The sequence below is a fragment of the Negativicutes bacterium genome, assembly GCA_021372785.1.
Lineage (GTDB): Bacteria > Bacillota > JAAYKD01 > JAAYKD01 > JAAYKD01 > JAJFTT01.
Map to the genome: position 1 here is coordinate 1 of JAJFTT010000042.1, position 10034 is coordinate 10034.

The 10034-nt window shown below is 52.0% G+C and carries 9 protein-coding genes; 3 read left to right on the plus strand and 6 right to left on the minus strand.

Annotation, left to right across the window (positions count from 1 at the left end; translation table 11 throughout):
* The 3 genes from LLG09_05815 to LLG09_05825 all read right to left on the minus strand — a co-directional run.
* On the minus strand, positions 1–256 hold a 256-nt coding region (locus tag LLG09_05815; GenBank protein ID MCE5196629.1), incomplete at its 3' end, for a 3-deoxy-7-phosphoheptulonate synthase.
* A 170-nt stretch (positions 257–426) separates the two neighbouring features.
* Complete coding sequence (locus LLG09_05820) at positions 427–1023, minus strand: lactate utilization protein (protein MCE5196630.1); 597 nt, start codon at positions 1021–1023, stop codon at positions 427–429.
* Positions 1024–1075: 52 nt separating this feature from the next.
* On the minus strand, positions 1076–2674 hold the full coding sequence (locus LLG09_05825) for a gamma-glutamyltransferase family protein (protein MCE5196631.1): 1599 nt from the start codon (positions 2672–2674) through the stop codon (positions 1076–1078).
* Positions 2675–2897: 223 nt separating this feature from the next.
* Here LLG09_05825 and LLG09_05830 point away from each other — a divergent pair, with 223 nt between their 5' ends.
* A complete protein-coding gene (locus tag LLG09_05830) occupies positions 2898–3386 on the plus strand; it encodes a methylated-DNA--[protein]-cysteine S-methyltransferase (protein ID MCE5196632.1) in 489 nt (162 codons plus the stop codon).
* Positions 3387–3429: 43 nt separating this feature from the next.
* Here LLG09_05830 and LLG09_05835 read toward each other — a convergent pair whose 3' ends face one another.
* The 3 genes from LLG09_05835 to LLG09_05845 all read right to left on the minus strand — a co-directional run bounded on the left by LLG09_05835 (position 3430) and on the right by LLG09_05845 (position 7893).
* Positions 3430–4698, minus strand: a complete 1269-nt coding sequence (locus LLG09_05835; protein MCE5196633.1) for a hypothetical protein — start codon at positions 4696–4698, stop codon at positions 3430–3432.
* Positions 4699–5088: 390 nt separating this feature from the next.
* Entirely contained in the window at positions 5089–6696 is a 1608-nt protein-coding gene (locus tag LLG09_05840; GenBank protein MCE5196634.1) for a D-aminoacylase, read from the minus strand.
* Between the two features lie 15 nt (positions 6697–6711).
* Entirely contained in the window at positions 6712–7893 is a 1182-nt protein-coding gene (locus tag LLG09_05845; GenBank protein ID MCE5196635.1) for a M20 family metallopeptidase, read from the minus strand.
* 191 nt (positions 7894–8084) lie between these two features.
* On the opposite strand from LLG09_05845, the gene LLG09_05850 reads away from it, so the two are divergent.
* Positions 8085–8963 carry a GNAT family N-acetyltransferase gene (locus LLG09_05850; GenBank protein MCE5196636.1) on the plus strand — a complete coding sequence of 293 codons (879 nt, stop codon included), beginning with the start codon at positions 8085–8087 and terminating at the stop codon, positions 8961–8963.
* A 155-nt stretch (positions 8964–9118) separates the two neighbouring features.
* Entirely contained in the window at positions 9119–10000 is an 882-nt protein-coding gene (locus tag LLG09_05855) for a substrate-binding domain-containing protein (protein MCE5196637.1), read from the plus strand.
* Positions 10001–10034 lie beyond the last annotated feature (34 nt).

Below are 10034 nucleotides of genomic sequence, written 5' to 3' on the forward strand. Positions count from 1 at the left end.
TGCCCTGATAACTATATGGTGAGGTCCGCGGTTTATAAACACCGCCGCGCAACAACCCGGCCCCGGCCAGTCTGACCGCCGCGGCCGCTTCGCTGATTTGGGCGGCTGATTCCACCGCGCAGGGGCCGCCAATCACCGCAAAATGACCGCCGCCAAACGCCGCCCGGCCAATCCTTATCACTGTATCGGCTTGCTGCGGTCTTCTTCCGGCCAGCGGATAATGTCCGGCAATTTGCTGCAAATCATTCTCATTCATAAGTCTGCTCCCTTTGGCACAAAATTCATAGAAAAGACAGCCTCGCAATGAAAACCACTGCCAGGCTGCCCAAATTTCCTGCGGAATTGTCTCATTCTCTGTTTTTCATCGCATACTATCCTTTTCGTTGCCGCAGAGTGAAATTCCTTTGCTCCCCGGCCGGAAAGGAATCAATAACCCAACTCTTCATCGATCAGAATAACCTCATAATGTGCCACTCCGTTTGGCTTGCGTTCAAAAATTGAGGTCACCTTACAGATACGGCCGGGGCTGTCGCAGTCATAGCACTTGTCCGCCTTCACCGCACAGGGTGTGGCACAGTGCAGACGCTGCGCATTGAGCGGAGCCGCAATATTTTTCGCCCGCCAAAGCGCCTGATTCAAATCAGCCACGATTTTATTTTTGCCAACCACCAGATAAACGCTCTCAGCGCCAAAAATTGTTCCGGCGACACGGTTGCCGGTGCCGTCAATATTGACCCACTCTCCCGTTTCCGCCATCCCATTGACGCTGGCGATGTAAACCTGAGCGCTTCTGGCAGGCAGCAAGGCCGCGGAAGTCTGCGTCCAATGCCACAGCACACAATTTTTCGCCGCCAGCGCCTGATCCAATCCCATCTGTTTTGTGGTCATCGAGCCGCCAAAAGCGACTGTCTTACCTTGGATTTGCTCTGTCAGGTAAACTGTCGCTGCTTCTTTGTTGGCAAACAGGGAAACCTGATAACCTTTTTTGATCAGATTTTCCCGGGTTGTTTCTAAACTTGCCATTTTCTCTCCTTCTTTCTCAACGCTCAGGATTGCTCATTTTACCTGAGCTTGCTTACCAACCGGCAATGGTGCCGTCGGTTCTGGGTTCCGTACCGCCGCAGAGTACACCGTTTGGCATACGCCAGATGATTTCACCGCGGCCAAAACCGCCGCTGGTTACTTTGGGAATAATCTGATGGCCGCGGTTTTGCAGTTCCTGCTGCACATAAAGCGGCAGGCTCTGCTCCACTTCAATATTCTTTTCACCCGTCCATTGAAAACGCGGCGCATCCAGCGCGTCCTGCGGATTCATGGCAAAATCGATCGTATTGACCATCACCTGTAAATGACCTTGCGGCTGCATGAAGCCGCCCATCACACCAAAAGGCCCCACCGGCTGGCCGTCTTTCATCAAAAACCCAGGGATAATGGTATTGTAAGGCCGCTTACCCGGCGCATAAACATTGTCATGTGCGGTGTCCAGCGAGAAATTATTACCGCGATTGTTCAGAGAAATCCCGGTATGGGGAACTACCACCCCGGAACCGAAGCCGGCGTAGTTGGATTGGATATAGGAAATCAGATTGCCTTCATTGTCTGCCGCGCAGAGGTAAATCGTTCCTCCCGAACGGGGATCGCCGGCGGTTGGCAGCAATGCTTTTTCACCGATCAAGGCGCGGCGGCTGGCGGCATATTCTTCCGAGAGCAATTGTTCAACGCTGACCGTCATATGCTGCGGGTCAGTCACGTATTTTTTGGCATCGGCAAAGGCCAATTTGAGAGCTTCCATCATCAGATGATAGGTTTCGGGATTCTCCCGGTCTGCCAAAGAAAATCCTTTCAGGATATTCAGCGCCATCAAAGCGGTAATACCCTGTCCGTTCGGCGGAATTTCGCAGACATCATAACCGCGGTAATTGATACTGATCGGCTCCACCCATTGCGGCTGATACTGACCCAGATCCTCCAGAGACATTTTACCGCCGGTTTTTTGCGCAAAGGCAACGATTTTTTCGGCCAAAGCGCCGCGATAAAAAGATTCCGCATTGGTTTCGCCAATTTCAGACAGCGTGCGGGCATGGTCCGCTAAACAGGCAATGTCGCCGGGACCGCAGGGCTTCCCGTTCGGTGCGAAAGTAGAAAACCAACCTTCATGCTGCGGTCCCTGCAGATTTTTCAGAAACAATTGGTAAGCGCTCTGCCAGGCTCTGCCTGTGGTAGGCGCCACGGCATAACCTTGCGAGGCATAGCGGACGGCCGGTTTGACGATCTGGCTTAAAGGTAATTTGCCGAAGCGTTTGGCCAGGGCAGCCCAGGCGGCCGGAGCAGCCGGCACATCCACCGCCGGCCAGCCATATTTGGGCATCTCGCTGTAATTGGCTTTCAGCTCCGCCAGGGTCTGTTTCATCACCGACGGGCCGCTGGCATTCAGCCCGTATAACTTGCCTTTGCTCCACAGAATGGCAAAGACATCCGAACCGATGCCGTTGGAGCACGGTTCACATACTGTTTCGGTCGTAGCCGCCGCCAGGGCGGCATCAATGGCATTGCCGCCTTGCATTAATACCTCTAAACCAGCCTGAGCCGCCTGCGGCGTAGAACAAGCGACCATGCCATTTTTGGCGTAAACCACTTGACGCCGGGACGGATAATGGTATAACATAGGATCCATATCTTACACGCTCCTTTTAGGATACTCCAGCAGGGAGATCCCCTTTCTGTTTGCTGAAATATTTCGGCATGCAAAGGAATTTACCTGCTCATCGTGAAAATAATTATCGACTCCAAACTTCGATTGCCGCCAAAGCCCAAACCGGACGGTTTTGCCGACAGCAGCGCGTTTTGAATGGTGCTGCCGAACAAACCACCGTTCAAAGAAAAGGAGAGCTTCCTATATGATCTATCAAACCAGCCTGTCTACTCCTATCGGTGATTTAGTGATTCAAAGCAACGAAACTGCCGTTGTCAGCGTTTCCTTTGCATCGGAAGCTTCTGTCGCTCTCTTTCCGGCCGCTCTGGTGGTCAGCGAGCAAACCATGCCGGCCGTCCTGCAGCAAGCAGTCAAAGAATTGCAGGAATATTTTCAGGGGTCCCGCAAGGAATTCAACCTGCCGCTGTCGATGGCCGGTACTGAATTTCAGATGAAAGCCTGGCAAGCTTTGCAGACCATCCCTTACGGTGAGGTGCGTTCCTACCAACAGCAAGCGGAAACGATCGGCAATCGTAAGGCAAGCCGTGCCATCGGCGGCGCCAATCATCACAACCGGATCAGCATCATCGTGCCTTGCCACAGAGTGATCGGTAAAAACAACAAACTGGTCGGCTTTGGCGGCGGCCTTGAACGCAAACAGTGGCTCCTGGATCACGAATTAAAATGGAAATAGGCCGACAAAAAACGAGAGAACGAAAACGTCCTCTCATTTTTTTTTATGAACTTGCTTTTGCCTTTTCTGTTTCCAGTCTGTGTTCGTTGGCTTGATACAATTCCTCGGTCGCCAGGGCGATTTTGGTCAGGGAAAAACGGCAGTTTTCCGGATAAACATAAAAAGTGTCTTCACTGGTGTTGAGATCCACACAATCGCCGAATTTACCGAGATACTCATATTCAATATGCACAGAATAGGTCGTATTGACCGGCTGCTCTATCCGATAGGGTTCGCCTTGATAAACACCTTCCAAGCGGAAGCCGTTCATATTATGCGTGAAGGTCGCCTGACCAAGCGGTATAAACCGTTTGGCATTCGGCAGGGAATTGACATGCGCCTGGGCGGAGAAAAAATAAGTCCCGTTCTCCACTTCTTTGCGCACCTGCAGACGTTCCCACTCATACCAGTCGGGGATATGGGAAAACTCAGTCTCGCCTTGATCGGCCTGCAACTCACCGAGTTCGGACATCGTCCAGCTCTTTTGACAGGCTTCACACCAGATCTTCGTACCTTTGGAGGTCATCTGATATTCTTTCCCGCAATGTGGACATTGATAGAGCACCTTATGCAGGTTGTGCGCCCGATTGGGATCGCTGACCCGGATCCCCTTCGCTTTCTGCCAGGCGAATTCATCGTAGACAAAAGCTTCTCGGATGATTCGATTGATTTCATCCACCGAAAGCTTGTTGATTTCTTCCACTGAAAGGATCTGCGTCATCTCGGCTTCCAGATTGCGAATGCCGCGATCCCGCGGATCCCAAAACGGTTTTAAAATATGATCGCCATGAATGATCAGCGTCACCAGCGGGACCCGAAAAATCTTCACCATTTTGCCGAGCGACTCCGGCAGTACCGCCGTCGTGCCGCAAAGAGAGTAGCGTGCTTCCGGGTAGAGGACAACCGTATGACCACCCAGGAGAATGCGGCGAAGCTGCCGCACCAAAACAATATCGCTGGTGAATTTGCGCTTACAAAGACAACCCGCCCAGCGCATCAGCCATTCCCGGCCGATAAAGCCGTCGATCGCCACCACATTATTGCTGCGCTGAGGAAAGGTTGCGATGGTCGTGATTAAAAAATCATTAAAACTATTGTGATTGACGAGCAAAAGGTAGGGCGGTTTCAGGTCTGCCATATTTACTCTTTGGACCTTTACTTTTTGCAGTTTGAAGAAGAAATAGCTGAAACCCCAGGCAATCGGCTGTAAGAAAAATCGCATCGTCAGAGGAGGTTTCGCAAAGTCAAAACGCGGAAATTCAGATTGTTTCATCTTATCTGTCCTGTCCTTTGAATTTTTTTTATTATAACCTGTTTCCTCCTTTCTGTCCATTGCAAATTTCCGAATCGCTCCGCGAATGTGGCAAACCAGAGTTTTCCGTCGGTCTGTCCGTCGCCGCCAGGCACCGTTCCTAAAACAAGCAAATACCGAGGCGGCGGACTGTCACCTCCGCCGTTTCTTTGATACCAAGCCAATCCGTCCGGAACTTTTACCGGATCCCGGCTGCAAAAAACACTCTGACAGCGGTCAATCTTGCTGGCGGGCCCGGCTGTTCCGGCCTGCCAGGCGGTTGCGTAAGCATCTGTTCAGGTTTTTTTTACTTGCCAACCGCCAAAAGCGGCAAGGGCAGGTCGAAGCCGGCTTACCCCTGCCGTTTTGCACTTATTTGGCGTGGCGCAGAACCATGCCGGCTTTTGCACCGGTATGAACGCCGTCGCGCACACTGAGCACCCCGTTCACCCAAACCGCTGCAACGCCGGTGGCATATTGGCGGGGGTTGAGATAATCGGCGGGAGCGCCGACGGTATCCGGATCAAATAAAACCAGATCAGCCCGATAGCCCGGTCGAATCAGGCCGCGGTCCTTCAACTGCAGACGTGCCGCCTGGGCGGAACTCAGCTTGCGGACGCCTTCTTCCAGACTGAATAATTTTTTCTCCCGCACATATTTGCCGAGGATACCGGCAAAGCTGCCGAATGCCCGCGGATGCGGCTTGCCGGGACCGGGTTCGCCGCTGACAGCGCCGGTATCGGATCCGACCATCTGCAAAGGATGGCAAAGAATACGTTCCAGATCTTCTTCGCCGATGGCAAAATAAACGATACTGACGCGTTCACCCTGATTGCGGATGATCAGATCGCAGCAGGTATCCCAGGCATCCCGCCCTTGTTCCGCTGCAATTTCCGCAATCATCTTACCTTCCAGATTGGTATCCGGCGGAAAGCCGGTGATCATAATCTGATCCCAACCTACCCCTTTATAAATACTGATCCAGTCGCCTAAACCATGCTCATTGGTGATGTCGGCCAGCATCCTCGCTTTTTCAGCCGGATCTTGCAGACGTTCCACCATTTTGGCTTTGCCGCCAATGGAAGCCCAGGGTGGCAGTACGGTATCCAGGCCGCAGGCAGCCGCCGTATAAGGATATTGATCGAAGCTGACATCGATGCCTTCTTTGCGGGCAGTTTCGAGCAGCGCCAGGATTTCACTCGATTTGCCCCACATATGTCGCCCCATCGCTTTCAGGTGGGAAATCTGGACTTTGATCCCGGCGCGGCGGCCGATTGCCAGGGCTTCCTGCACGGCTTCGATCACCGTGTCGTTTTCACCGCGGATATGGGTAAAATAGATGCCGTTGTATTTGGCAGCGACCTTGGCCAGTTCCACAATTTCGTCGGTGGCGGCATAGAGGCCGGGAGCATAAATCAAACCGGTGGACAGACCGGCAGCCCCTTCCCGCATTGATTGATGCACCAACTGTTTCATCTGTTCCAACTGCGCTGCATTTGCCGGACCGGCATCATAATTCATCACGATTTGGCGCAGGTTCCCCTGACCCAAAACAAAGACAACATTCTGACTGATCCCACGTTTTTCCAACTCTGCCAGATACTCGGCTGTGCCGGTTCCCATGAAAGGTTCTGTCTGGGGTGACAGGCGCAGCTGCAGCTCCTTTTGCTGCACAGCCATTGCCCTGCTGCGGGGGACGAGCGATCCGCCGCATTGTCCCAACACTTCGGTGGTTACCCCTTGCTGGAGATGGGATTGACCGCGATAATCGGTCAAGAGAGTGGTATCGGAATGCGTATGGATGTCAATAAAACCAGGCGCCAGGGCTTTGCCCTGCGCATCGATTACTGCTTTGGCAGCAACCCCGCTCAAGTCGCCGATTTGCCGAAGCAGGCCGTCTTTGACTGCCACGTCAGCCGGATAGGAAGCGAAACCGGTCCCGTCGATCACACGGGCATTGCGGATCAGTAAATCCAACATCAAGGCGCCTCCCGTCTATTTTTTCAGGAAATCCAGTGCCGTTTGGCTCAGGACTGCCATTCCGATGGCGATACAATCTTCGTCAATGTTAAAATTCGGATGATGCCCCGGGAAACTGCAATTTTTCCCGGCATTTTCCGCGCCGAGGCTGATCATCATACCGGGTGCTGCCTGCGTGAAGTAGCAGAAATCTTCTCCTCCCATGGAAGGACGTTTTTTAATAATGACATTCTCTTTGCCTAAAACGTCAATACAAGCCCGCTGCGCCAGGCTGATCATGGCGGGATCATTGATCACCGAAGGAATTCCTTCCGGAATATCGATTTCGTATGTGCAGCGATACGCGGCGCAAATCCCGGCAACAATGCGTTCAATCTGTCCGGGAACCGCATTTCTGACATTCGGTTCCAAAGTGCGAATCGTTCCGGTCATTTCCACCCGGTCGGCAATCACATTACCGCGATAACCACCCTGAATGGTACCGATCGTAATCACGATGGAATCGAGCGGATCTACTTCCCGGCTGGCAATGCTCTGCAGGGCGGTGATTACCTGAGCAGCTGCGACTATGGCATCCACTGACTTATGCGGATGCGCGCCATGACCGCCGCGGCCTTTGATCACGATCGTCAACCCTTGGGTACCGCCGGAAGAGGCTCCCGGCATCATGGCAACTTTACCGGTCGGCAGATCCTGAGTGCCGACATGCAGGGCGATGACGGCATCCACTTTGGGATTTTCCATGCAGCCCGCTTCAATCATCACTTTGGCGCCACCGGGGCCTTCCTCAGCCGGTTGGAAAAACAGCTTTACCTTGCCCGGAATCTGATCTTTCATTTCAGAAAGCAGTGCCGCTGCGCCCATCAGCATCGCCGTATGACCATCATGACCACAGGCATGCATCCTGCCGGGAATCTCTGAAGCATAGTCTGCCCCGGTCTGTTCGGTAATGGGCAGACAGTCCATGTCGGCACGGATTCCGATGCATTTGTCGCCGGGCAAGCCGCCTTCGATTAAACCGACCACGGCGGTGGTCCCGATTCGGGTATAGGGGATTCCCAATTCATCCAGGAAATGCATCACCGTTGCCGAGGTTTCAAATTCTTGCCAACCCGGTTCCGGATGACGATGGAATTGCCGGCGAAAACCGATAAATTTGTCTTGCATTGCCCGGGCACGCTGATATAACTCATTCATAGCTGGCAGCCTCCTCAATCTTCATTTTCTGCTGCTCTATTTCGTGCCGCCGCCGCAGCTTTCCTTTTTCGAAATATTACATTTTCTCAATTTGCAGGTATTTCTTCTGCTCTTACAGAATTTTAATTGAAGCAGCCGGTTTCTGCGGGAAGAGCAGAAACAAATAAAACTGCACGATGGGAGTGACAGAAATGGCAATCAGCTTTCGGAACTATAAGCTTTTACAGGATTTTGAGCCGGTGAATCAATTCTTACGTGACGTATACAGTTATCCGGATAGCAGTCCTGTCACACAACCTTCTTTTGAATATGCGCATACCCACCCTGCCTTCAACCACCGTCTGGCCCATCGCTTTGGTCTGTGGGAAGATAACGGTCAATTGGTGGCTCTGGTTTGTTTTGAAAGTGACATCGGGGAAGCCATGTTCAGCGTGAAACCAGCCTATGAACAATTGCTGCCTGATTTGCTGCAATATGCGGAACTGGAATTGGCTGCCGGCAGCGAAGGAGAACATTCCCTGGATATCTATCTAACCAGTCCGCAAACCGCTCTGATCAATCTGCTGCAGGTCAGCGGTTATCAGAAGGTCTTCAGCGAGGCGGTGCGCGTCTTTTCTTACAAACGCGATTTCCCTATGGTCAGTCTGCCGGCGGGCTACACCGCTGTCTCGCTGGAAGAGGAAAATGACCTTTATAAAATTGATGTCTGTATGTGGAAAGGCTTCAATCATCCCGGCGAACCGGATGATAATTTGGACCGGCGGCGCATTATGCAAACCGGACCCCATTTCCGGCCGGATTTAACCACGATTGTCAAAGCCCCTGACGGTGACTATGCCTGTTATGCGGGTATGTGGCTGGAAGAACAAAACCGCTTCGCTTATCTGGAACCTTTATGCACCGTTCCGGCCTACCGCCGGCTGGGTTTGGCAGCTTATGCCTTAGTCAATGCCATGCAAAAAACGAGACGCCTGGGTGCTAAGTATTGTTACGGCGGATCCGCCAGCTTTTATAAATCAATCGGATTTGAAGAGATCTGTCAAAGAGAAACCTGGAGACGCAAATGGTAAATCCGCCCGAAACCACACCGTGCAGTCCTGCGTCGCTTTCTATGGCTGCGCTGTTGTTTTACGCATTCTTTACATTACATCGCTTTTGGATTTAACATTTTTATAATAAACTCGCATCAGTGAAAGAAAAAAAAAGACAAAGGAGAAGAATAAAAATGAAACGAAAATTCACCGGTCTGCTGCTGCTGCTTCTGGTCCTGGCTCTGTTTGCAGGATGCAATCAGACACCTCAAAAAGAAGGATTTACGAACACGAAAGCAATTACTGTGGTCACGCGGGAAGAAGGTTCCGGCACCCGCGGCGCTTTTATTGAACTGATGGGTGTGGAACAAAAAGATGACAAGGGTGTCAAGGTGGATCGTACCACGGAGGAAGCTGTCTCCACCAATAATACCTCCGTCATGCTGACGACCGTAGCCGGCAATCCCTATGCGATTGGTTATGTTTCCCTGGGTTCCCTGAACGACAGTGTAAAAGCGCTTGCGATTGACGGCACGCAAGCCAGCGTAGCGAACATTAAAAACGGCACCTACAAAGTTTCCCGTCCTTTCCTGCTGGTCACCAAAGGTGAACTCGACGGTCTCTCCCAGGATTTTGTTGATTTCATTCTCAGTGCCGAAGGCAAAGTCGTGATTGAAAAAGCCGGTTATATTGCCAATGATGATACCAAAGCCTATGGCGGCGTCAAGCAAAGCGGTAAAATCATCGTTGCCGGCTCCTCTTCCGTCACTCCGGTGATGGAGAAATTGAAGGAAGCTTACCTTGTCCTGCAGCCGAATGTAACCATTGAAATCCAGCAAAGCGATTCCACCACCGGTATTACCAACACGGATGCCGGAACCTGTCAGATTGGCATGTCTTCCCGTGAATTAAAAGAAAGCGAAACCGCCAAGGGCCTGACCGGAACCAGACTCGCCATGGATGGCATTGCGATCATCGTCAATAACGAAAATCCCCTGACCGCCCTGAGCAGTGAGCAAGTGAAGGACATCTTTATCGGCGCCACAAAGGTTTGGAAAGATGTCATCGTCAAATAAGCTAAAAAGCTAAAAAGCTAAAAAGCCAATTAGC

Excerpts from the sequence above, each read along its gene's own strand:
- LLG09_05830 (MCE5196632.1), top strand. The coding sequence starts at position 2,898 with ATGATCTATCAAACCAGCCTGTCTACTCCTATCGGTGATTTAGTGATT.
- LLG09_05855 (MCE5196637.1), top strand. The coding sequence starts at position 9,119 with ATGAAACGAAAATTCACCGGTCTGCTGCTGCTGCTTCTGGTCCTGGCT.
- LLG09_05845 (MCE5196635.1), bottom strand. The coding sequence starts at position 7,893 with ATGAATGAGTTATATCAGCGTGCCCGGGCAATGCAAGACAAATTTATC.
- LLG09_05820 (MCE5196630.1), bottom strand. The coding sequence starts at position 1,023 with ATGGCAAGTTTAGAAACAACCCGGGAAAATCTGATCAAAAAAGGTTAT.
- LLG09_05835 (MCE5196633.1), bottom strand. The coding sequence starts at position 4,698 with ATGAAACAATCTGAATTTCCGCGTTTTGACTTTGCGAAACCTCCTCTG.
- LLG09_05850 (MCE5196636.1), top strand. The coding sequence starts at position 8,085 with ATGGCAATCAGCTTTCGGAACTATAAGCTTTTACAGGATTTTGAGCCG.
- LLG09_05840 (MCE5196634.1), bottom strand. The coding sequence starts at position 6,696 with ATGTTGGATTTACTGATCCGCAATGCCCGTGTGATCGACGGGACCGGT.
- LLG09_05825 (MCE5196631.1), bottom strand. The coding sequence starts at position 2,674 with ATGGATCCTATGTTATACCATTATCCGTCCCGGCGTCAAGTGGTTTAC.